This window comes from Xanthomonas arboricola pv. populi (assembly GCF_002939945.1).
Taxonomy (GTDB): domain Bacteria; phylum Pseudomonadota; class Gammaproteobacteria; order Xanthomonadales; family Xanthomonadaceae; genus Xanthomonas; species Xanthomonas arboricola_A.
In genome coordinates this window covers 29,215-52,336 of sequence record NZ_MDEB01000011.1, presented here as the reverse complement: position 1 = coordinate 52,336, position 23,122 = coordinate 29,215, and the positions used below count along the sequence as shown (strand labels likewise).

Genomic DNA, 23,122 nt, shown 5'->3' with positions numbered 1-23,122 from the left:
GTGCCTTGCGTGCGCATCACCGTTCGTGCGAGGCAGGGAGACGCTGCTGATCATGGCGCCGACAGCACATTGACCAGCATGCGTTGACCGATGTCATGCGCGAACGCGATCACGTGCCGCAGCAGCGGCCGCTGCCCGACATCCGAGCCACAACACGCCAGCCTGTCACCGCAGCGCGATGGGCAACACATCGGCCGATCAGCAAGCGCGCAACGCTTTCCTTTCACGCTGCAACGCCGATCCGCCAGTCCTACGCTGCCTGCACCACATGCAAGGCCCTGGGATTGCGCCATTGCATCAGCAACGCGGCTTGGCGTGCCTTGGCTTCTTGCAGGTGCGCGTGCTTGATATGGCCATAGCCGCGGATTTGCTCGGGAATGCTGGCGATCTGCGCGGCCAGGCCGACGTTGTCGGCATCTAACCGTTCCAGCAGCGTGTCCACTGTCGCCACGTAATCGGCAATCAGCTGACGTTCGCCACGCCGTTCGGCGCTGTAGCCGAACACATCGAGCTTGCCGCCGCGCAGGAATTTCAGCCGCGCCAACAGCTTGAACGCAGTGAACATCCATGGCCCGTATTCGCGCTTGATCGCGTGGCCGTGGGCATCCTTCCTGACCAGCAGCGGCGGTGCCAGATGGAAGCGCAGCGTGTAGTCGCCTTCGAACTGCTGCTGCAGCCTGCGCTGGAAGTCGCCGCGCGTATACAGGCGGGCCACTTCGTATTCGTCCTTGTAGGCCATCAGCTTGAAGTAGTAACGCGCCACCGCTTCGCTCAACGCGCTGCTGCCGGGCGCATGTTGCGCTTCGTGCGTGCGTACGCGTTCGACCAGGCTGCGATAGCGCTGTGCGTACGCGGCATCCTGATAGTCGGTCAGAAACGCCACGCGTCGCGCGATGGCTTCGTCCAGCGACTGCGCCAGCTGCTCGTCGTCGAGCGGATGCGTCGGCGCATCGCCATCGCCATGCAGCGTGTTGCCGTCGCTTTGCGCCAGCGCGCGCGGCGCAGTTTGCCCGCCGAGATCGTGTTCTTCCCAGCTGCCGGGCGCGCGCGCTGGCGGCGTATCGCCTTGCGCATGCGCAAGCTCGCCGACATTGCGCAAGCCTGCCGCATGCCTCACTGCCGGCAGATCGATGGCGGCCAGCCGCCCCCACGCAAACGCCTGCTGGTTCATCGCCACCGCCGCGCCATTGAGCTCGATCGCGCGCATCAGCGCCGCGTGCGACAACGGCACTAGCCCGTGTTGCCAGGCATAGCCGAGCACGAACAGGTTGCTGGCGATCGCATCGCCCAGCAGCGCGGTCGCCAATTGCGTGGCATCCAGCAACAACGGCTCCTGGCCGCCCAATGCGGTGCGCACGCCGGCAATGATCTCGGCGGCGGGGAACTGCAGATCCGGCTGGGTGGTGAAGTTGCCCGGCATCGCTTCGTAGGTGTTGAGCACCACCTGGGTGCGGCCATCGCGCACCTTGGACAAGGCCCAGTAATCGTTGACCACCACCATGTCGCAGCCCAGCACCAGATCCGCTTCGCCGGCAGCGATGCGCACCGCGTGGATGTCGGTTGGTCGGCGTGCGATGCGGATATGCGTGGTCACCGCGCCACCCTTCTGCGCCAGCCCGGTCTGGTCCAGCACCGTGGCGCCCTTGCCTTCCAGGTGCCCGGCCATGCCGAGCAACGCACCGATGGTCACCACGCCGGTGCCACCGACGCCGGTGATCAGGATGTTCCACGGCTGTTCCAGCGTGGTGCGTTGCGGCGGCGCGGGCAGGTTGTCCAGCAATGCGCTGACATCGCGCTGTTTGCCCTTGCGCGGCGTACCGCCATGCACGGTGACAAAGCTCGGGCAAAAGCCCGATACGCAGGAATAATCCTTGTTGCAGTTGGATTGGTCGATCTGCCGCTTGCGGCCGAATTCGGTGTCCTTGGGCAAGATCGACACGCAGAAACTCTTTTCGCCGCAATCGCCGCAACCCTCGCACACCAGCGAATTGATCATGACGCGCTTGGGCGGGTCGATCAGCTTGCCGCGCTTGCGGCGGCGGCGTTTTTCGGTGGCGCAGGTCTGATCGTAGATCAGGATCGACACGCCCTTGATCGTGCGCAGATGCTGCTGCACCGCATCCAGTTCGCTGCGATCGTGAAACGCCACGTCGCTGGGGAAGCGCTCGCGCCGGTGCGTCCATTTGCCGATGTCGTCGCTGACCACCGCAATGGTGTGGATGCCTTCGGCGCGCAGCTGGTGCGCGATGTCCGGTACGGTGAGCGTGCCGTCTACCGGCTGGCCGCCGGTCATCGCCACCGCATCGTTGTAGAGGATCTTGTAGGTGATGTTGACGCCGGTGGCGACCGACTGCCGGATCGCCAACGAGCCGCTGTGGAAATAGGTGCCGTCGCCCAGGTTCTGGAACACGTGCGGCGTCTCGGTGAACGGCGCCTGCCCCGACCAGGTCACGCCTTCGCCGCCCATATGGGTGAAGGTGTCGGTGGAGCGGTTCATCCAGGTCACCATGTAATGGCAACCGATGCCGCCCAGCGCACGCGAGCCTTCCGGCACCGCCGTGGAGGTGTTGTGCGGGCAGCCGGAGCAGTAATGCGGCACGCGTGGGAACAACGCGCGTGGCAAGGCCATTTCGGCTTCCTTGCTGTCCATCCAGCGCAGCCGCTGTTCGATCGAGTCGGTCATCGCGCTGGATGGCAGCGCAAAGCGCTGGATGCGCTTGCCGATCACCGCGGCGATCGTAGCCGGGGTCAACTCGCCGGTGGACGGCAGGATCCATTCGCCCTGCTCGTCGTACTTGCCGACGATGCTCGGCCGCGCACCGGCGCTGGCCGGCCAGTTGTAGAACAGTTCCTTCATCTGGCGCTCGATGAAGGCTTTCTTCTCCTCCACCACCAGAATGTCTTCGAGCCCCTGCGCAAACGCGCTGATGCCCACCGGCTCCAGCGGCCAGGTCATGCCGACCTTGTAGACGCGGATGCCGATCTGCGCGCAGGCCTGCGCATCCAGGCCCAGGTATTCCAGCGCCTGCAGCACGTCCAGATAGCTCTTGCCGGTGGTCACGATGCCCAAGCGTGCGTGCGGCGAATCCAGCACGACGCGGTCGATGTGATTGGCGCGCGCGAATGCCTGCGCGGCGGCGATCGCGTAGCGATGCAGACGCATTTCCTGATCCACCGGCGGGTCCGGCCAGCGGATGCTCAAACCCCCTGGCGGCAACGCAAAGTCCTCTGGCAGCACGATCGTGCGTGCGAACGGATCCACATCCACCGACGCGGAAGACTCCACCGTCTCGGCAATGGTCTTGAAGCCGATCCAGCGCCCGGTATAGCGGCTCATCGCCCAGCCGAGCAGGCCCATGTCCAGGATGTCCTGCACCCCGGCCGGATTGAGGATCGGCATCATCGCGCTGACGAATTCTTCTTCCGAACCGTGCGGCAGCGTCGAGCTGCGGCAGGCATGGTCGTCGGCGGCCAGTGCCAGCACGCCGCCATACGGCGAGGTGCCGGCGGCATTGCCGTGTTTGAACACATCGCCGCTGCGGTCCACGCCCGGGCCCTTGCCGTACCACATGCCGTAGACGCCTTGCACCTTGGAGCCGGGGAACAGGTTGGTCTGCTGGGTGCCCCAGACCATGGTGGCGGCCAGGTCTTCGTTGAGGCCGGGGGTGAAGGTCACCCTGGCCGCGTCCAGATGCTTGCGCGCACGCCACAGCTCCAGATCGAAACCGCCCAGCGGGCTGCCGCGATAGCCGCTGATGAAGCCGGCAGTCGCAAGGCCGGCGGCGTCATCGCGCAGGCGTTGCATCAATGGCAGCCGCACCAGCGCCTGCACGCCGGACAAGTAGATACGCCCATCGGCACGCGTGTACTTGTGTTCCAGCGTGTAATCCGCATCCACCTGGCCGAGCTCCGGCGTGTTGGCAGAGTCGGGAGAAGAGAGTGCAGCAGTACTGGTCATGGCGTGCCCGGAAAGGGTGGCTGGGACCCGGTGCGTGTCATCTGAAAGCATATGACACGCCCGACGGATTCCAAAACGGCGGCACGAAGTGTAACAGTCGCCCTTCACGCGCCCGTTGCATGCGGATGCGCAGCCGTCGCGCTGCGGTTACGATGGCGACGGGAAGGGTCGTTTGCTGTCAGGGGATAAAGCCAGTGAAAAGGAAGTACGCATGGGCCGCGATGTTGGCCTTGCTCGGGGGCGTGTGGTCGATGGCGCAGGCGCAGAACCTGCCCAGGCCCAAGGAGTTCTATTTCGACGAAGATCGCGGCACCACCAAGGCGGTGGTGGCCGTGCAGGGGCGGGGCGATGCGGTGATCGACCGTTTGGCGGCGATGGTGCAGCGTGACGCCCGCGCTGCCGAACCGCGCGCGCAGCTGGCGTCGCTGGCCTATGCCGGTGGACGCACGCAATTGGGCGACGAGCTCTACCAGGGCGCCTTGGGGCTGGTCTCCAACGGCAGCCAGCAATACCGTGCCATCACCTGGAACTACGGCTGGGATCTGTTGCGCGCCGACCAAGCCGACAAGGCCTTGCAGCAGTGGGCAACCCTGGCCAACGGCCGCCCGGCCGCGCCGGCCTGGCTGCCGACCACGGCGGCCCTGGCGCTATGGCGCACCGGTCGTAAGCAGGAGGCGGTCGAGTGGTACGCCGCCGCCGTGCGCACCTGGCCGGATCGCTGGAGCAGCACCGCCAGCTACGCCACCCTGCTGCCGGACTGGCGCGAGGCCGAACGCGCCAGCCTGGCCGAGGTCTTTGCGGCATGGCAGGCGAACCCGCCGGCGTTTCCTTAACTCGGCGGGGTGCGCTGCGGGAAAGCCCTTGTAGCGCGCCGCTGTGCATCACCTCTCAAGTCGTTTTGCGGCCGGCAACAGCAAGCCGACGCGACTTGTGGTTGGCCTGTGCGGAGAGGTCAGTTGTACAGCGGATGATCTGCGGCCTGGCTGCAGGGGCCCTTGCCCGCCCACAATCGCGGGACACGCTGCAAGTATGTGCTTGTAAGCTCTTACGCGGCATCCGTGCCGCGTAAGGTCCCGCGACGGTGGGCGGGCAAGGACCAGTCGGGATGGTCGGTGCGCACTCTAAAGAGCAGCGCGTGATGTGCGTTGTTTGATATTGGTGCGCAGGCTCAACGTTCGACACACGTGCGACAAGCGGCGTTTCACGCAGCTACCGACCAACTTCCTGGTGCGGTGTCCTTGCCGATTGCGGGACCGTGTGGCGGCACCGATCCAGGCACGACACGCCCACTATGCGATCCTGAGCGTCGCTTTCCCACGGACCTGACCACGCCATGGCGGTGGATGCATTTGCGTTGATTCTGGCGATGTTGGGGCTCGGCCTGCTGTTCGCGCGCTTGCGGGCGTTGCCGGACAACAGCGCCGATGTACTCAATCGCATCGTGTTGTACATCTGCCTGCCGGCCTCGGTGCTGACCTATGTGCCGCGTCTGCATCTGGATGCCTCGCTGGGTGGCGTGATCGCCACGCCGTGGCTGCTGACCGCACTCATCGTGCCGCTGCTGTGGGGTTGCAGCCGGCTGTTGCGGTTCAAGCGCGAGGAATACGCCGCACTGCTGATGTGCGTGGTGTTCACCAATTCCAGCTTCATCGGCTTTCCGATGGTGCGCGCCTTGATCGGCGATCACGCCCTGCCATATGCGGTGGTCTACGACCAGTTCGGCACCTTCGTGCTGCTGTCCACCTTCGGGCTGTACGTGCTGGCCCGCTACAGCGGCGACACCCCACCGACCGCGAAGCTGATCCTGTTGCGCGTGCTGCGCTTCCCGCCGCTATGGGCGCTGCTGTTCGCGCTGACGGTGATGCGGGAACACCCGCCGACCTGGATCGGCGCCGGCTTGAAGAGCCTGTCCGACGCGATGCTGCCGCTGGTGATGCTGGCGGTGGGCTTCTCCCTGCAGTTGCGGCTGCCTGCGGACGAGCTCAAGCCGTTGGCCGTCGGCCTGGTCTTCAAGTTGGCCGTGATGCCGGTGCTGGCATTGCCGCTGTCCTGGGCGCTTGGCCTGCATGGCGCGATGCTGCAGACCAATGTGCTCGAATCGGCCATGCCCACCATGATCACCGCCGCCGCGCTGGCCATCTCGCACCGGCTGGCGCCGCGCCTGGCCGCGGCGATGGTCGGCTACAGCATCCTGCTGTCGCTGCTGACCCTGCCGGCATGGGCCTGGCTGTTGGCGCGCCTGGCCGCTTGATGCGGCTTACCCCCGTATGAAATGCTGGCGCGCACCACTGCGCGCCCCACACGGACAGGAGCAACACATGCACGGATACCGCTTGATCACCACTGCGCTGCTATGGCTTGGCAGCGTGTTCGCGGCGCAGTCCGCACTGGCGGCATCGCCCGCCATCCCACCGGTTCCGGCGGATGATCCGCTGATGACTCACTGGGTAAGCCAGGTCGGCCAGACCATGCAGGCACGCCTGCGCAGCATGGCGGCCAGCGGCGAGCCCAGGCAGCTGTATCTGGTCGGTCTGCTGTGGATCGATGCCGAGGACGAGGCAGTGTCGGCCGCAGACGGAGGCTATGCCCCCATCCAGCGCGCCTGGCTGCAGCGTGCCCTGGACGCGCGGCCGCGCGACCGGTTGGTGGCGCAGATGGAAGCCGTCGGTTGTGCCCCCGGATTGCGCTGCGACCCAGGCGCCGCGCGGGCGTTCCTGGAGCAGACCGATGCCGGCAATGCCGCCGTGCATCTGCGCGCCTATGCGGCTGCACAGCGCCGCGGCGACCAGGCGGCCGCCGAACGCGCCTGGCAGGCGGCCGTGCAGTCCGATCATTTCGACAGCGGTGCGCTGGAGCTGGGCCAGGCCCTTTATGCCGTCTACGACGGCGTGCAATGGCCATCGCTGGCCTCGGTCAGCTTGCGCGAGCGACTCGACGCCCAAGGGTTTCCGTCCACGGGCGCCGGCATGGCGGCGATGTTCGTGATGGGTACCTGGTCTGCACATGCACTCCCGCGCTGGGCGATCTGATGCGGCGCTGCAGCCCCGATGCCACCACGCCTGCGTTACGCGACGAGTGCATGGTCGTGCTAAACAACGTGGCCAACGACGAGTCCACCCTGACCACGGCCGTGATCGGCACCAAGGGCATGGCCGCACTGAGCAGCGGCGCCGACGCCACCCGCTGGCAGGCGCGGATGCGGGAGCTGCAGTGGCTGCAGCAGCAACTGCAGCGCAGCGCACCCTCGGTCGATGCGCAGGTCGCCGCACTGGATGCGATTCTGACGCAGGGCGAAGTGCCGGCGTTGCGCGCGCGCCTGCAGCGTCAAGGCATTGCCGCGCAACCGCCGGCGGACTGGCAGCCGGGCGCACCGAGCCACCAGACCCGCTGATCCGCTTGGTCGTTGCATGGGGGCAGCGGCCATGTACTAAGGCCGATGTTGCAGCGCGATAGCGCCTGCTCTGGGACGTTTAACACCTTTCGACTACTTCCTCACTGCGTCGCGGTGTACGCTGCCGGCTTGCTCCCGGAAGCGAGGCGTGCATGAAGACAGTCCTGGTGGCCGGCTCCAAAGGCGGCGTCGGCAAGACCACGATCGCCACGAATCTGGCCGCACATGCGGCCTTGCAGGGCCAGCGCACCGTGCTGGCAGACGCCGATCCGCAAGGCTCGTCCACGCGCTGGGCGCAGCGCCGTGCCAGCCTGGAAAGTGCGGTGTTGCCGATCGATGCCACCCGCCGTCGCAACTGGCAGGCCGCGGTGCCCGACGGCACCGACCAGCTGATCATCGATGCTCCGGCCGGTGCGATGGCCGATGACCTGAGCGGCTTCCTCGACCACGTCGATGCCATCGTGGTGCCGGTGCTGTCCTCGGCGCTGGATATCGAAGCGGTGGTCGGCTTCCTCAACACGCTGGCCAAGGTGCCGCGCGTGCATCAACGCAAATTGCCGGTGGGCCTGGTGCTCAACCGCGCCCGTCCCTGGACCCAGACCTCGCAGCAAGCTGCCGAGATGATCGGCGCCTGGCCTTATCCCCTGGTGACCCAGCTGCGCGACACCCAGGCCTATGTGGTCATGGCCGGGCTGGGGCGCAGCCTGTTCGATTACCGCTCGGCGCAGGTGCGCGACCATCAACAGGACTGGGAGCCGCTGTTCAAGTGGCTCAAGAAATCCTAGACCGGAGTGTTTTCATGCGCGAACTGATACTGCTGCGACACGCCCACGCCGAGCCGGCCGATACCGGCCAGGCCGATCTGGATCGCCCGCTGTCCCCGCACGGCATCGCCGAGGCCGAATCGGCCGGCCGCTGGCTGCGCGAGCAGCGCCTGGTGCCCGACCGCGTGCTGTGCTCGCCGGCGCGGCGTGCGCGCGAGACGCTGGAAGCGGTGCTGGAGCTCACCGGTTATATCGAACAACGCCTGGACGAACGGATCTACGACGCCACCCCCGGCACCCTGGCCAGCCTGGTGGACGAACACCGTGATGCCGAGCGTCTGCTGCTGGTCGGCCACAACCCGGGCCTGGAACGGCTGGCGGCCCTGATGCACAGCGGCCAGACCGGCGACTACCGCGGCATGCCGACCGCCGCGATCGCCCTGCTGGCACTGCCGCTGGATGCGGCCATCGAACCGGGCGTCGCCCGCCTGACCGCCTTCTGGTGGCCTTGATCCGTGCCATCGTCGCTGCGCTGGTTTGCCGCCTGGCTCGCGCTCTGGGTCGCCCTTCCCTGCATGGCGCAGCAGAAGCTGCATACCATCGATCCGGTGCAATCGCGTTTCGGGTTCGAGATCAGGACGCGCTTCGGCATGAAGATCGAGGGGTTTTTTCCGCGCTTTCGGGGTGAACTGTCGGAATTGCCCGACGGACGCCAGCAGGTGCGCTTCCGTCTGGATGCCACGCAGGTGGAAATTCCCGGCAAGGACCGCTACACCTCATGGATGCGCGGCGAGGATTTTTTCGACGTCGCGCAGTATCCGGGGGTGGAATTCGAGTCGTTTCCCTACACCGCAGAGGTGGTGAACAAAGGGGGCGAGATCACCGGCAACCTGACCATTCGCGGAATCACCCACGTCGAGACCCTGCATGTGGTGCCGGCTGAATGCGCGCGGCCGGGCTATGATTGCGATGTGATCAGTCGAGGTACGGTCCTGCGTGGACGTTACGGAATGAATGCGTGGCAGATGGCCCTGGGCGACAGGGTGACGTTCATTCTGCGCGGGCGGCTGCAGGAGGCGCGGCGCCCGTGAGGTTCCTATTGAGGGTGCTTGTGCTGGCAACGCTGTTGCTCGGCACCGGATGCGCCGGCCTGTCGCAAATCGAACGCAACCGTGCCGCCGGGGTGGCAGCCGCTGCCCGCAGCACGGTTGTCAGCTGCACGCAGGCCAATCGTTGCGCCCAGCTCTCGCCGCTGCGCGCGCTGGGCGGCGAGGCCATCACCGCCTCCACGCCGGCCGCGCCGCGGCATTACGCCACCATCGTCGATCGTGGCGAAGAATCGCTGGTGGCGCGGCTCAACCTGATCCGCAGCGCCACCCGCAGCATCGATCTGCAGACCTACATCTTCGACAAGGACGACAGCGCGCGCATGGTGCTGGATGCGCTGACCGATGCGGCGCAGCGCGGGGTCAAGGTGCGCATCCTGATCGATCAGCTCTCGGCGATCGCCGATCTGCAGATTCTCGGTGCGCTGGCCAGCACCCACGACAACCTGCAGCTGCGCATCTACAACCCGACCTTCGGCAAGGTCAAGCTCAATTACTTCGACTATGCCGGCAGCGTCGTGTGCTGCTTCCGTCGCTTCAACCAGCGCATGCACAACAAGCTGCTGGTGGTGGACGACGTGCTCGGCGTGGTCGGCGGACGCAATTACCAGGACGACTATTACGATTGGGACAGCGAGTACAACTTCCGCGACCGCGACGTGATCCTGGCCGGGCCGGAAGTGCGTGCGATGGCGGCCAACTTCGATGCGTTCTGGCGCGCGCGCCGCAGCGTGCCGGCCGAGCGTCTGAACGATGTCGGTCGTCTGCTGCTGGAACAGGGCGCACCGAAGATGCCGCCGGCCACGTTCCGCCGCCCCGAGCGGGTGGAGCGGGTGGATCACGAGGCGCGCGATCCGCAATTCGTGCGCGATGCGTTCGTGACTCCGGCCATGTCGGTGCAGCGCGTGCTGTATGTGGCCGACCTGCCGCAGAAGCATCGTAAGGAACATGCCGCCAAGGCGGTATCCACCGCGCCCGAGCTGGACGGCCTGATCGCCGGCGCGCAGCAGGAAGTGCTGCTGCAGACGCCGTATCTGGTGCTGTCCGACGAGGCGCAGGCGATCTTCCGCGCACTGCGCCAGCGCCCGCAGCCGCCGCGCATCGTGGTGTCGACCAATAGCCTGGCCGCCACCGACAATCCGATCGTGTATGCGCTGTCGTACAAGTTCAAACGCCGCAACATGCGCGAGCTGGGCTTCAACCTGTACGAGTTCAAGCCGTTTCCGCTGAATGCGCCGGTGGAGTACGCCAACCTGGTGCCCGATCCGCTCAACCCCGAGGCTGCCGAGCCGGCCGAAGACGATAGTCGGGTCAATCGGGTGATCGGCGGCAGTGCGGCCGGCAATGCGATGCGTGGCAGTGGCGGTGGTGGCACGGCCGGCAATGCGATCCGCGGCAGCGGGGGTGGCGCGGGCCGCGCGCCCGGCGGCAGCGAGGTCGATCGGCGCGTGCTGCGCACCGAGACGCGGCCCTCGTTCCTGGGCACGCGCGCGGTCAACAAGCCGCTGCCGGTGACACGTGCCGGTGCGCGTATGGGCCTGCATGCCAAGTCGTTGGTGGTGGACCGCCGCATCGGCGTGATCGGCACGCACAATTTCGATCCGCGCAGCGAGAACTACAACACCGAAGCGGCGGTGGTGATCGACGATGCGCGCTTTGCGCAGGCGCTGGCGGCCAGCATCGAGCGCGACATGGCGCCGGAAAACGCCTGGACCGTGGCCCCGCGCGAAAAGCCGCCGGTGCTGAGCGGGCTGAACTACAGCGTGGGCAAGGTGTCCGAAGCCTTGCCGGTGCTGGATTTCTGGCCCTGGCGCTACGCCACCAACTACGAGTTCCAGCCGGGGCCGGGTTGCCCGTTCCCGCTCAAGCGCCAGGACCCGCAGTTCCGGCAGTGCTATGTGGCGGTGGGCGATTTCCCCGAGGTCAACGTCGGCCCGAAGTGGCTGCTGGTGCGGATGCTGACCGCTTTCGGCGCGGGATTGGTGCCGATTCTCTGATCGTAGCGGCGCCGACCCAGGTCGGCATTGAGACGGCGCGTGGCAACCGGTGCATCGTGGAGTGCCGCACCGCTGCAGTGGCGCGGTGCCCTGAAGTAGATGGGCAGCGCGCCGCACACCGCCATCAGCTGAAAGTCGCCGTCGCAACTCGGCTCGTAGCGCTAGCCAAAGGCAGTTGCATCAAACCCCAGCGCCGCGGATGCTTTCCCGATTCCCGATTCCCGATTCCCGATTCCCGATTCCCCCAATCCCCAATCCCCAATCCCCAGCCTATGACCTTCCGCGACCCCGTCGACCTGGCCGCCCTCAATGCCTCCAGCCGCGATACCTTGATCGACCATCTGGGCATCGTGTTCACCGACGCAGGTGACGATTGGTTGCGCGCCACCATGCCGGTGGATGCGCGGACCAGGCAGCCGTACGGCCTGCTGCACGGCGGTGCGTCGGTGGTGCTGGCCGAGACCCTGGGCAGCAGCGCCGGCAACCTGTGCGTGGATATGACCACCCAGATGTGCGTCGGGCTGGAGATCAATGCCAATCACCTGCGCGCCGCCACCGATGGCCTGGTCACCGGCACCGCGCGCGCGGTGCATGTGGGGCGCAGCACCCAGGTCTGGGACATCACCATCGACAATCCGGCCGGCAAGCGTGTCTGCGTTTCGCGGCTGACCCTGGCCGTGGTGGCGCGCAGCAATGGCTGAGCACGCCGTGCAAGCGCATGGGTGGAACAGCGCCACCCGCTGCGGGCACTGCGCGCAGGCCACGCTGCTGTCACAATAGTTGCGCTTCCTTCCCCTGGTACCGGTCCCGTTCCGTCAATGAGCGAGTCATCCCTGGACGCCACGCGCGACGCTGGCAGCGTGCTGCGTTGGTTCCGGTACCTGTATCGGGTGCCGTTGTTGCTGATGCATCTGAGCATCTGCCTGCCGATCACCATGCTGTGCGTGGTGGCGCCGCCACTGGCGCGCATCCGTACCGGGCGCGACGACACCCTGGACGAGCGGATGATCCGTTGGTGGCAGGGCAACCTGATGCGCATCTTCGGCTTTCGCTTGCGTCGCTTCGGCACCCCGCTGCCGGGCGCGACCCTGTTCGTGGCCAATCACGTCAGCTGGGTCGATATCTCGATGCTGCACAGCCAGCGCGTGATGGGCTTCGTGGCCAAGCGCGAGATCGCCGGCTGGCCGCTGGTCGGTTGGCTGGCGACCAAGGGCCAGACCATCTTCCATCAGCGCGGCAATACCGAATCGCTGGGCGGCGTGCTGCAGGAAATGCTGCTGCGTCTGCGCAGCGGCAAGCCGGTGGGCGTGTTCCCCGAAGGCCGCACCCGTGGCGGCAGCGAAGTCGGCCCGTTCCATGCGCGCATCTTCCAGGCGGCGGTCGAGGCCGGCGTGCCGGTGCAGCCGGTGGCGCTGCGCTACGGCCAGCGCGGCAATGCGCAGGCGGTGGTGGCGTTCGGCGAGCGCGAGAGTTTCTTCGCCAATATCGTGCGTCTGCTCGGCGAGCCGTCGCGGCTGGCCGAGGTGCATTTTCTCGAGCCGATCCGCGCGCTGGATATCGAAGGACGTCGCCGCCTGGCCGATACCTCGCGGCAACGCATCATCGCGGCGATGGAGTCCTGAGCCGACGATGCAACCGCTCATCCTTCCTGCGGCCAGCACCCCCTTGTCTGGCCCGATGAGCGCATGAACGCCTCCGACTATCTGCCGCCGCGCTGGCTGCGCAATCCGCACGTGCAATCGGTGCTGGGCAGCAGTGCATTGCGCCGGATCCGCAGCCGCCAGTTATTGGCCGCCAGCGGGGCGGTGACCAGCGAACACATTCTCGACGGCGGCGATGGCGTGCGCCTGCAGGGCTGGATGAGCATCCCGCCCGGCGATGCCCCGGTGCGCGGCACGGTGCTGCTACTGCACGGCTGGGAAGGCAGCGCCGAGTCCAATTACATGCGGCTGACCGCCGCGCGTCTGCTCGGCCTCGGCTATCAGGTGTTCCGGCTGAATTTCCGCGACCACGGCGGCACGCACCACCTCAACGTGGACCTGTTCCACTCCGATCGCATCGAGGAAGTGGTCAACGCCGCCGGCGATCTGTGGCGGCGGTTTCCCGCGCCGCAGTTGCTGGCGGCGGGCTATTCGCTGGGTGGCAATTTCGCCTTGCGGCTGGCGTTGCGTGCACCGGCGGCCGGTCTGCCGCTGGCGCGCGTGGCGGCGGTATGCCCGCTGCTGGACCCGGCGGCGACGATGCTGCAGCTGGAAAAAGGCCCGCAGTTCTACGACTGGTATTTCCGCCGCAAGTGGCGCGAGTCGCTGCTGCGCAAGCGCAAGCTCTTCCCCGACCAGCATGGCTACGACGACGCCACCCTGGCGCTGGACATGCGCGGGCTGATGGCCTGGCTGGCCGAACAGCACACCGGGCATGGCTCGCTGGAAGCCTATTTCGACAGTTATTCGATCGCCGGCGAGCGCCTGGCCGGTCTGCAGGTGCCGGTGGACATCCTGATGGCCGAGGACGACCCGGTCATTCCGTTCGAGGATTTCGCCGCCTGGCAGTTACCGGCGCACGCACAGCTGGAAATCGCGCGCTGGGGCGGCCACTGCGGTTTTCTGGAGAACGCCCGTGGCGATGGATTCGCCGAACGCTGGGTGGCCGAGCGGCTGGCGGCGCAGGCGTAGGTCGGCGCCATCCCGCGCATCGTTACAATAGGCGTTTGTCCTGGACACGTCCTCCGCCATGCAAGACGCCATTCTCCAAGCCCTGCGCCGCAATGCGGCCGACGACGCGGTGGCGCTGGCCCGCGAGTGGGTGCTCAGCGCGCCCGAGACCGCCGCCACGCATCGCTGGCTGGGCCTGGCCCTGCAGCAGCAGGGCCAACCGGCGCTGGCGCTGGCCAGTATCGAAACCGCGCTGACGCTGACGCCGGAAGATGCCGACCTGCATCTGCTGCGCGCCGGCTTGCTGCTGGCGATGCGCGAGCTGTCGGCAGCGGACGACGCGCTGTCGCGCACCACCGCGCTCGACCCGAACCAGTTCAATGCCTACGTGATGCAGGCGCATCTGGCGGTGGCGCGCGGCGATCTGGATGAGGCGCAGCGGCTGAGCCGCACCGCCGCGCGACTGGCGCCCGAGCACCCGCAGCTGCTGGCCGTCGATGGCGTGGTGGAGTTGCGTCGCGGCCAGGGCGACCGCGCGCTGTCGCTGCTGACCCGTGCCGCCGAACAACTGCCGGACGACCCGCGGGTGATGTTCGCGCTGGGCTTTGCGTATCTGCAAAAAGAACACTTCGCGTTTGCCGAGCGCGCCTTCGAGCGCGTGGTCGAGCTCAATCCGCCGGGTACCGCGCTGCGCGCCTTCATCGCCCAGCTGGCCCAGCGCCAGGGCCGCCTGGACGATGCGCTGGCCGCGATGCAGGGCGTGTTCGCCCAGCCTGGCGGCGATCTCCCGGCCATGCGCCGGCTCGCCGGCGAAATGGAATTGCAGGCCGGCCGCCCCGACCAGGCCGCCGCGCACTTGCGTCTGGCGCTGGCCCACTGGCCGGCCGACCGCCGCACCTTGCACGCCTTGCTGACCGCCTGGGAGCGGCTGGGCGCGGTGGACGATGCACGCGACACCCTGGACGCGGCGCTGGCCACCTCGGCCAATGCGCACGACCTGTGGCTGGCGCGGCTGGCGGTGGAGCCGGTCGGCGGGCCGCAGGCGCAGGCGGTGATCGAGCGCTGGCTGCTGGGCATGCCCGAGCATCTGCCGGCGCTGGAAGCGCTGATGCGCGTGCACGACATGCAGGGCCATGCCGACCAGGCGGAAATGGTGGCGCGCCAGATCGTGGCGGTGGAGCCCGGCCGCATCAGCGGCGAGCAGCGCATCGTCGAAGCCTTGCTGGAGCGCGATCCGCCGGCGGCGATCGCCTGCGTGCAATCGCTGATCGACTCGCTGCCCGCGCCCCAGCAGACCGTGCTGCGGCCGTGGCTGGGCAATGTGCAGGATCGCGCCGGTCAGCCCGACGCCGCCGTGGCGACCTGGATGCAGTTCCAGCGCGAGCAGGCCCAGCACCGCCTGCCATTGCCGCCGCAGGCCGCCAAGCAGCCGATGCAGTGGCCGGACCTGGGGACCACTCCCGAGACCGTGACGGCGCGACCGCTGTTCGTCTGGGGCACGCCCGGCTCGCATGTCGAACGCCTGGTCGCGGTGATGGGCGCAGCCACCCCGCTGGTGCGCGACGACCGTTATGGCACCACGCCGCCGTCCGATGCGCTGCAGAGCTACCGCACTGTCGAGCAGCTGGCGTCCGGCGAGCTGGCGCCGATGGCGCTGGTGGAAGGCTGGAAGGCGCAGCTGCCGCGGCGCGGCATCGACGATGGCAACGTCATCGACTGGTTGTTGTGGTGGGACAACACCTTGCTGACCGCGCTGCGCCCGCATCTGCCCGAAGGCCGGCTGGCGATCGCACTGCGCGACCCGCGCGACATGCTGCTGGACTGGCTGTCGGCCGGCGCGCCGGCACCGCTGGCCGTGCAATCGCCCCAGCAGGCCGCCGACTGGTTGCTGGCTGCGCTGGAACAGCTCGCCGTGCTGCACGAGCGCGATCTGTATCCGCATCGGATCATCCGCCTTGACGGCATCGAGAGCGACCCGCAAGGCATCTCCACCGCGCTGGAACAGGCGTTCGGCCTGCGCTTCCCGCTGGTCGAACCGCGCGGCCCGGCCCGCCTGGCCGCGGGTCGCTGGCGCAACTACCGCAACGTACTGGGCGCGCAATTCGAACTGCTGACGCTGATCGCAGTGCGCTTCGGCTACCCGCAGGACTGAGCGGCGCTCAGCACGGCCGGGCGGGCGCGGCAGCTGCCCGGTGCGGCATGCCATCGGCGGCGCAGCTCGCACCGCCGCGTAGGAGCGGACCCGGCCGCGACGAGGTGTTACCGATGATGCAGCGCCACCGATGATTAGGCGTTATCGATAAAACCCCATCGCGGCCAGGTCCGCTCCTACGGATCGGTGCAGATTGGTCACCGACCGAATGCGACGCTCACTGCCCGTTAGGCGCGGCCGGCGCCCGGTGCGGCATGCCATCGGCGGCGCAGCTCACACAGCCCTGTAGGAGCGGACCCGGCCGCGACGAGGCGTTACCGATGATGCGGCGCCACCGATGATTAGGCGTTATCGATAAAACCCCATCGCGGCCAGGTCCGCTCCTACGGATCGGTGCAGATTGGCCACCGGCTGGATATCGCGCTCCCTGCCAGGCGCGCGACGCGGCACGCGTACGTCGCAGCGTCCACGTCGCCGGCGCACGATCACGCGGCCGCAGTGCTCGCCGGTGTGATGAACCGGCAGCGGGAAACCCGACCGCGCGCACCAGAGGGTTCCATGGCGATGGCTTCCTCTGCGGCGCGGACCCAGGCACCCTGGTCGGCCTCATTCCCGCGGAGACTTCTGCATGCGCCTGACCAGCAACAGCATCGAAAACGGCAAGCCCATCGCGGTGGAATTTGCCGCCGGAACGCCCGATGGCTTTGCGCCCAACCGCAACCCGCATCTGGCCTGGAGCGAGGTGCCGGCCGGCACGCGCTCGTTTGCGCTGCTGTGCCTGGACCCGGATGTGCCGACCGTGCCGGAAACCGTGGGCCGCGACGATGTGCAGATTCCGGTCGACCAGCCACGCACCGATTTTGTGCATTGGGCGATGGCCGATATCCCCGCCGACGTGCATGCGATCGCTGCAGGCAGCTGCAGCGACGGCTTCGTGCCCAAGGGCAAGCGGCAACCGGCCGGCCCGGCCGGTGCGCGCCAGGGCCTGAATTCGTATACCGAGTGGTTTGCCGGCAATGCCGACATGGCCGGCAATTACCTGGGCTACGACGGCCCGTACCCGCCGTTCAACGACCTGCGGGTGCACCGCTATTTCTTCCGCGTGTTCGCGCTGGACGTGGCGCAGCTCAGCCTGCCCGAGACCTTCACCGCGGCCGATGTGCTGTCGGCGATCCAGGGCCACGTGCTGGCCGAGGCAGCCTTGCACGGCACCTATACGCTGAATCCGGCGCTGCGCTAAGCGCAGATCACCACCACCGCACGGCTGCCAGGCTGTGCGGTGGTGGTGATAGGGAAGCTGCAAGCGCCGCAACCGTGATATCTGTCAGGGCGATCAGCACGTGCGTCACTCGGGCCGCCTCAAGCAGAGCAGGCTGTCGCTTCCGAAGCGCCAATTGCATAACGGTCACGCAACACTTCGCCGCTTCCCGCTTCCCGCTTCCCGCTTCCCGCTCCCAATTCCCAATTCCCAATTCCCAATTCCCAAACTACCCACTCGCCTCGATCATCTGCTCGAGCACGTACACCGGCGCGCCGTCCGTGCCTGCGGCGGCCGGGTAGCGGGTGACGCGCAGCAGGGTGCGGATGCCCGTCTCGTGCTCGAAGCCCTCGATCCTGCCGTCGAAGGTCTGCCAGTTGCCGGTCGCGGGCTGTCCATCGGCGGTTTGTTCGCGCAGTTGCAGGCATTGGCGCGCCGGGTCGGACCCACATGGCGCGGTGTCGGCCGCCACTTCGATCAGCAGCGTCTGGCCGGGACCCCCGTAGCGGGTGTCGGCCGTGGCGACACCGCCGAACACCAGCCGGGTACCGTCGCTGCGGGTCAGGGTCAGGGTCAGCTGCGGCGTGGTCTGCGCGGCGTTCAGCGCCACCGCGAAGCGACCGGACAGCAACTCGCTGGCGGCGCGTTCCTGGGCCATCCGCCGCGGTTGCGCGCACAGGCGTTTGCTCGACACCACCCGGCCGATCTGCAGGTGCTCCTGCGCCAAGCGGTAATCGGCGCCCAACGCGTTGCAGGTCTGGCTGACCTGGATGCGTTGATCGCTGAAATCCAGCTGCAACGGGGGTGTGCCGGCGACAAACAGGCTACGCAAGGCGGTGCCGTGCGCATCGCTGGCCTGCTGCAGCTGCCAGTGTTGCGCCTGCAACGCGGCCTGCAGGGGCGCATTGTCGGCGGCTATTGAACTGATCGCGGCCGGCTCGGCGGCAGCGGCATCGGCGCTGGATCCGGGCACCTCCGGCGCCGCGCCCGACCCGCAGGCCGTCACGCCCGCTGCCAGCAGGGCGGGGGCAAACAACACGGCACGCATGCGGCGGCTCCCGGTGATCGATGCGTCAGTGATACCGCCACCGCGCGGCCAGGGCAATGACGGAAGTCACTGCCCTGCCATCTGGCTTGCACGTCGCGTCCGGCTCAACCGGCACGACACGCGGCTGCCGGCGGTCTCAGGCCACCGCCGGCAGCCACAACAGCAGGGCGGCGCCCAGCACGATGCGGTAGACCGCAAACACCGTGAAGCGGTGCTTCTTGATGTAGCCCAGCAGCCACTTCACCACCACAAAGCCGGTGATGGTCGCCGCCACGAAGGCCACCGCCACATCGGCCCAGTTCTCGCTGCCGAAGCCGCCTTCCTTGTACATCTCCAGCAGGGCGTAAGCGCTCGCCGCGAACATGGTCGGGATGCCCACCATGAACACGAAATCCGCCGCCGCCGAGCGCTTGCTCAGGCCCAGCAGCATGGCCAGAAAGATCGCCGAGGCCGAGCGCGAGGTGCCGGGGAACACGCCGGCCACCACCTGCGCCAGACCCACCGCGATGGCGACCTTCCAGGTCACCACATCGCGCTCGGGCAGTTTGCCGGCAAAGTGCTCGGCCACCAGCATCCACAGCCCGCCGATCAACAGCGCCCAGGCCACCGGATGCACGGTTTCCGGCAGCTGCCAGCCGGCCTTGCGCACGATCAGCCCGACCACCGCCGTGACCAGGAAGGCCACGCCGATCTTGAGCACATAGTCGCGATTGTCGCGTTGGCCCAGGCCGGTGGCCAGGGTCCACAGCTTCTGCCGCAGCGCCAGGCAGATCGCCAGGATCGCGCCGGCCTGGATGACGATGTTGAAGAAGTCAGAACGGCGTCCGAGCCATTGTTCGGCGATCAGCAGGTGGCCGGTGCTGGAGATCGGCAGGAATTCGGTGAGGCCTTCGAGAATGCCCAACAGCAGGGCGGAAATCAGATCGGACATCGGACTGGAGAGGGGGATGGGGGAGGGGTCAGGATAGTGCATTGCGGAATGCACCATATCGGTGCAGAATGCGAACGGTTAGCACCTTTAGGGTGCTATCTGGCGTGAGCGGTCTCAAGCGATGCAAGTAAAATCAACGACTTGTGAAGGTCGGTCGCTTGGCATGATCCCTGCTGTAGTCCTGCCCACGAGCCACTTAACTCCTGCAGAGGTTTCTTCCGATGTCCGTGGAAAATGTTGAAAAGCTGATCAAGGACAACAAGGTCGAGTTTGTCGACCTGCGCTTCGTCGATATGCGTGGTGTACAGCAGCACATCACCTTTCCGGCCAACATCATCGAGCCGGCGCTGTTCGAAGAAGGCAAGATGTTCGACGGCAGCTCAATCGCGGGTTGGAAGGGCATCAACGAGTCGGACATGGTCCTGCTCCCGGACGCCGGCACTGCGTATCTGGATCCGTTCTTCGCCGATCCGACCATCGTGCTGACCTGCGACATCCTCGATCCGGCCACCATGCAGAGCTACGAGCGCGACCCGCGCGGCATCGCCAAGCGCGCCGAGGCCTACCTGAAGTCCTCCGGCACCGCCGACCAGGCGTTCTTCGGCCCGGAGCCGGAATTCTTCATCTTCGATTCGGTGCGCTTTGCCAACGACATGGGCCACACCTTCTTCCAGGTCGGCTCGGAAGAGGCTGCCTGGAACACCGGCGCCAAATACGACGGCGGCAACAGCGGCTACCGTCCGGGCGTGAAGGGCGGCTACTTCCCGGTCCCGCCGACCGACACGCTGCACGACCTGCGCGCGGAAATGATCAAGACGCTGGAACAGGTCGGCATCGAGACCGAGGTGCACCACCACGAAGTGGCCACCGCCGGCCAGTGCGAGATCGGCACCAAGTTCAGCTCGCTGGTGCAGAAGGCCGACGAACTGCTGACGATGAAGTACATCATCAAGAACGTCGCCTACCGCAACGGCAAGACCGCGACCTTCATGCCCAAGCCCATCGTGGGCGACAACGGCTCGGGCATGCATGTGCACCAGTCGCTGGCCAAGGGCGGCGTCAACCTGTTCTCCGGCGACGGCTATGGCGGCCTGTCGCAGATGGCGCTGTGGTACATCGGCGGCATCTTCAAGCATGCGCGTGCGATCAACGCCTTCTCCAACTCCGGCACCAACAGCTACAAGCGTCTGGTCCCGGGCTTCGAGGCGCCGGTGATGCTGGCCTATTCGGCCCGCAACCGCTCGGCCTCGTGCCGCATTCCGTGGGTCACCAACCCGAAGGCGCGCCGCATCGAAATGCGCTTCCCCGATCCGTTACAGTCCGGCTACCTGACCTTCACCGCGCTGATGATGGCCGGCCTGGACGGCATCAAGAACCAGATCGACCCGGGCGCGCCGAGCGACAAGGACCTGTACGACCTGCCGCCGGAAGAAGAGAAGCTGATCCCGCAGGTCTGCTCCAGCCTGGACCAGGCGCTGGAAGCGCTGGACAAGGACCGCGAGTTCCTCAAGGCCGGCGGGGTGATGAGCGACGACTTCATCGACGGCTACATCGCGCTGAAGATGCAGGAAGTCACCAAGTTCCGTGCTGCGACCCACCCGTTGGAGTACCAGCTGTACTACGGCAACTGAGTTCCACCGCGGTGATGGCGGAGGCCCCCCTCCCACCTCCGCCATCGCCGCACACGTTCGATCGGTCCACGGCATCGGCCGTGGATCGAAGGGGTATTGAGAGAGCACACAGTTCGCGACGCGCGGGCCTGACCTCTCCCACGAGGCGGATGCATCGGCATCGGCCGAGGTCTGCGTAATCGCGAACGAGCGGATGCCGGGGTTGGCATCCAGGTGAATGACACCGCCGGGCGGCGCAATGCCGGCCGGTCTTTTCCACCATTCGGGGTATGCGCATGAAATTGATCACCGCCATCATCCGGCCGTTCAAGCTCGACGAGGTCCGCGAGGCCCTGTCCGCAGCAGGCGTGTCGGGCATCACCGTGACCGAGGTCAAGGGTTTCGGGCGCCAGAAGGGCCACACCGAGCTGTACCGCGGCGCCGAGTACGTCGTCGATTTTCTGCCTAAGATCAAGATCGAGACGGTGGTGACCGACGACCGGCTGGACGCAGTGGTCGAGGCGATCCAGAACGCCGCCGGCACCGGCAAGATCGGCGACGGCAAGATCTTCGTGACCGCGATCGAGCAAGTCGTGCGCATCCGCACCGGCGAGATCGGCGCCGATGCGCTCTGAGTCCCCCACCCCCGGAGTTCTTATGAAGACAGCTTTTTTTGCCGGGTGGAAGGCCCGGTTCTACAGTGTCTGCATGCTGATGCTGTTCAGCGTGCTGGTGGTGGGCGGCATGGGCAGCGCGCACGCGCAGTCCACCCCGCAGGTCACCCCGCTACCGACCGAGCCGGTCACCACCGAACCGCTGCCCTCGGCGCAGCCGCCCGCCGCACCGGTGGCCGCCGCCGAGGCCGCGCCGGTGGTGGAGAAGGGCGACGTCGCCTGGATGCTGACCTCCACGCTGCTGGTGCTGCTGATGGTGGTGCCGGGCCTGGCGCTGTTCTACGGCGGCATGGTGCGCGCCAAGAACGTGCTGTCGGTGCTGATCCAGGTCGCCGTGGTGTTCTCGCTGCTGACCATCCTGTGGGTGGTGTACGGCTACAGCCTGGCGTTCTCCGGCGAAGGCCCGTGGATCGGCAATCTGGACAAGGCGCTGCTCAAGGGCGTGACCATCGAAACGCTGGCGGCCACCTTCACCAAGGGCGTCAGCCTGCCGGAATACGTGTTCGTGGCGTTCCAGGCGACCTTCGCCGGCATCACCGGCGCGCTGATCGTCGGCGCCTTTGCCGAACGCGCCAAGTTCGCTGCGGTGCTGCTGTTCTCGGTGATCTGGTTCACCTTCGGCTACCTGCCGCTGGCGCACATGGTCTGGGCCACCGGCGGGTACCTGTTCGGCTTGGGCGCGCTGGATTTTGCCGGCGGCACCGTGGTGCACATCAACGCCGGTATCGCCGGCCTGGTCGGCGCCTACTTCGTCGGCAAGCGTGCCGGCCTGGGCCGCGAGGCGATCAAGCCGCACAACGTGACCCTGACCTTCGTCGGTGCCTCGCTGCTGTGGGTGGGCTGGTTCGGCTTCAACGCCGGCTCCAACCTGGAAGCCAATGCCGGTGCGGCACTGGCCTTCCTCAACACCTTGCTGGCCACGGCCGCTGCCATCCTGGGCTGGTCGCTGACCGAGAAGATCATCAAGGGCAAGTCGTCCGCGCTGGGCGTGGCTTCGGGCATGGTCGCCGGCCTGGTCGGCATCACCCCGGCCTGCGGTACGGTGGGGCCGTTCGGTGCGATCGTCATCGGCCTGGCTGCCGGCGTGCTGTGCGTGTGGGGCGTCACCGGTCTCAAGCGCCTGCTGGGCGCCGACGACAGTCTGGACGTGTTCGGCGTGCATGGCCTGGGCGGCATCATCGGCGCCATCCTGACCGGCGTGTTCTCGGCGGCCTCGCTGGGCGGCCAGAAGGGCGGCGATTACGACATCGTGCATCAGGTCGGCATCCAGGCACTGGGCGTGGGCATCACCCTGGTGTGGATTGGCGTGGTGTCGGTGGTGGGTTTCCTGGTCGCCAAGCTGGTGTTCGGCCTGCGCGTCACCGAAGAAGCCGAACGCGAGGGCCTGGATATCACCTCGCACGGCGAAGCGGCATACGAGTCCTGAGCATGCACGCCCGCGGCCACGCTGCCGCGGGTGGCGCAACGACCCGGCCGGGAGAGCCTTGCCGGGTCCGTTTTTCCCGCTGCCCCGCTGTGGCGCGGACCAACTGCCGAGGTGCCTGCATGACCAGCCCCACGCCCGTGACTGTCGGCGCGGATG

The 23,122-nt window shown here is 67.1% G+C and carries 19 protein-coding genes; 16 read left to right on the top strand and 3 right to left on the bottom strand.

Features of this window, described 5'->3' with window-relative positions:
* Window positions 1–250: 250 nt before the first annotated feature.
* Entirely contained in the window at window positions 251–3,958 is a 3,708-nt protein-coding gene (locus XaplCFBP3123_RS20090) for an indolepyruvate ferredoxin oxidoreductase family protein (protein WP_104535626.1), read from the bottom strand.
* Window positions 3,959–4,152: 194 nt separating this feature from the next.
* On the opposite strand from XaplCFBP3123_RS20090, the gene XaplCFBP3123_RS20085 reads away from it, so the two are divergent.
* The 13 genes from XaplCFBP3123_RS20085 to XaplCFBP3123_RS20030 all read left to right on the top strand — a co-directional run bounded on the left by XaplCFBP3123_RS20085 (window position 4,153) and on the right by XaplCFBP3123_RS20030 (window position 17,259).
* Entirely contained in the window at window positions 4,153–4,791 is a 639-nt protein-coding gene (locus XaplCFBP3123_RS20085; protein ID WP_104535625.1) for a tetratricopeptide repeat protein, read from the top strand.
* A 500-nt stretch (window positions 4,792–5,291) separates the two neighbouring features.
* Window positions 5,292–6,209, top strand: a complete 918-nt coding sequence (locus XaplCFBP3123_RS20080; RefSeq protein WP_104535624.1) for an AEC family transporter — start codon at window positions 5,292–5,294, stop codon at window positions 6,207–6,209.
* A 67-nt stretch (window positions 6,210–6,276) separates the two neighbouring features.
* Window positions 6,277–6,987 carry a hypothetical protein gene (locus XaplCFBP3123_RS20075; protein WP_253254263.1) on the top strand — a complete coding sequence of 237 codons (711 nt, stop codon included), beginning with the start codon at window positions 6,277–6,279 and terminating at the stop codon, window positions 6,985–6,987.
* A gap of 50 nt (window positions 6,988–7,037) precedes the next feature.
* A complete protein-coding gene (locus tag XaplCFBP3123_RS21770; RefSeq protein ID WP_253254262.1) occupies window positions 7,038–7,349 on the top strand; it encodes a hypothetical protein in 312 nt (103 codons plus the stop codon).
* Window positions 7,350–7,501: 152 nt separating this feature from the next.
* Entirely contained in the window at window positions 7,502–8,134 is a 633-nt protein-coding gene (locus tag XaplCFBP3123_RS20070) for a ParA family protein (protein ID WP_104535623.1), read from the top strand.
* A gap of 14 nt (window positions 8,135–8,148) precedes the next feature.
* A complete protein-coding gene (locus XaplCFBP3123_RS20065; RefSeq protein ID WP_104535622.1) occupies window positions 8,149–8,625 on the top strand; it encodes a SixA phosphatase family protein in 477 nt (158 codons plus the stop codon).
* A gap of 3 nt (window positions 8,626–8,628) precedes the next feature.
* On the top strand, window positions 8,629–9,204 hold the full coding sequence (locus XaplCFBP3123_RS20060; RefSeq protein ID WP_104535621.1) for a YceI family protein: 576 nt from the start codon (window positions 8,629–8,631) through the stop codon (window positions 9,202–9,204).
* Window positions 9,201–11,216, top strand: a complete 2,016-nt coding sequence (locus tag XaplCFBP3123_RS20055; RefSeq protein ID WP_104535620.1) for a phospholipase D family protein — start codon at window positions 9,201–9,203, stop codon at window positions 11,214–11,216. Before XaplCFBP3123_RS20060 ends, XaplCFBP3123_RS20055 begins: the two co-directional genes overlap by 4 nt.
* A gap of 272 nt (window positions 11,217–11,488) precedes the next feature.
* On the top strand, window positions 11,489–11,917 hold the full coding sequence (locus XaplCFBP3123_RS20050; RefSeq protein ID WP_104535619.1) for a hotdog fold thioesterase: 429 nt from the start codon (window positions 11,489–11,491) through the stop codon (window positions 11,915–11,917).
* Between the two features lie 21 nt (window positions 11,918–11,938).
* Complete coding sequence (locus tag XaplCFBP3123_RS20045) at window positions 11,939–12,838, top strand: lysophospholipid acyltransferase family protein (RefSeq protein WP_172453405.1); 900 nt, start codon at window positions 11,939–11,941, stop codon at window positions 12,836–12,838.
* Between the two features lie 63 nt (window positions 12,839–12,901).
* The gene (locus tag XaplCFBP3123_RS20040; protein WP_104535617.1) at window positions 12,902–13,888 is read left to right on the top strand and encodes a YheT family hydrolase; all 987 of its coding nucleotides are present in this window, start codon (window positions 12,902–12,904) and stop codon (window positions 13,886–13,888) included.
* Between the two features lie 58 nt (window positions 13,889–13,946).
* Window positions 13,947–16,019 (top strand): tetratricopeptide repeat protein, encoded by a 2,073-nt coding sequence (locus tag XaplCFBP3123_RS20035; protein WP_104535616.1) that lies wholly within the window; start codon window positions 13,947–13,949, stop codon window positions 16,017–16,019.
* 628 nt (window positions 16,020–16,647) lie between these two features.
* On the top strand, window positions 16,648–17,259 hold the full coding sequence (locus XaplCFBP3123_RS20030) for a YbhB/YbcL family Raf kinase inhibitor-like protein (protein WP_104535615.1): 612 nt from the start codon (window positions 16,648–16,650) through the stop codon (window positions 17,257–17,259).
* Between the two features lie 247 nt (window positions 17,260–17,506).
* Here the strand turns inward: XaplCFBP3123_RS20030 and XaplCFBP3123_RS20025 are convergent, their stop codons facing one another.
* Both XaplCFBP3123_RS20025 and XaplCFBP3123_RS20020 read right to left on the bottom strand, forming a co-directional pair.
* Entirely contained in the window at window positions 17,507–18,325 is an 819-nt protein-coding gene (locus XaplCFBP3123_RS20025; protein WP_104535614.1) for an META domain-containing protein, read from the bottom strand.
* A 136-nt stretch (window positions 18,326–18,461) separates the two neighbouring features.
* Complete coding sequence (locus XaplCFBP3123_RS20020; protein WP_104535613.1) at window positions 18,462–19,256, bottom strand: undecaprenyl-diphosphate phosphatase; 795 nt, start codon at window positions 19,254–19,256, stop codon at window positions 18,462–18,464.
* Window positions 19,257–19,477: 221 nt separating this feature from the next.
* On the opposite strand from XaplCFBP3123_RS20020, the gene glnA reads away from it, so the two are divergent.
* From glnA to XaplCFBP3123_RS20005, 3 genes are all read left to right on the top strand, one after another.
* Window positions 19,478–20,887, top strand: a complete 1,410-nt coding sequence (gene glnA / locus XaplCFBP3123_RS20015) for a type I glutamate--ammonia ligase (RefSeq protein WP_104535612.1) — start codon at window positions 19,478–19,480, stop codon at window positions 20,885–20,887.
* 275 nt (window positions 20,888–21,162) lie between these two features.
* Window positions 21,163–21,501 carry a P-II family nitrogen regulator gene (locus tag XaplCFBP3123_RS20010; RefSeq protein ID WP_002808480.1) on the top strand — a complete coding sequence of 113 codons (339 nt, stop codon included), beginning with the start codon at window positions 21,163–21,165 and terminating at the stop codon, window positions 21,499–21,501.
* 22 nt (window positions 21,502–21,523) lie between these two features.
* Complete coding sequence (locus tag XaplCFBP3123_RS20005; protein ID WP_172453404.1) at window positions 21,524–22,966, top strand: ammonium transporter; 1,443 nt, start codon at window positions 21,524–21,526, stop codon at window positions 22,964–22,966.
* Window positions 22,967–23,122: the final 156 nt, after the last annotated feature.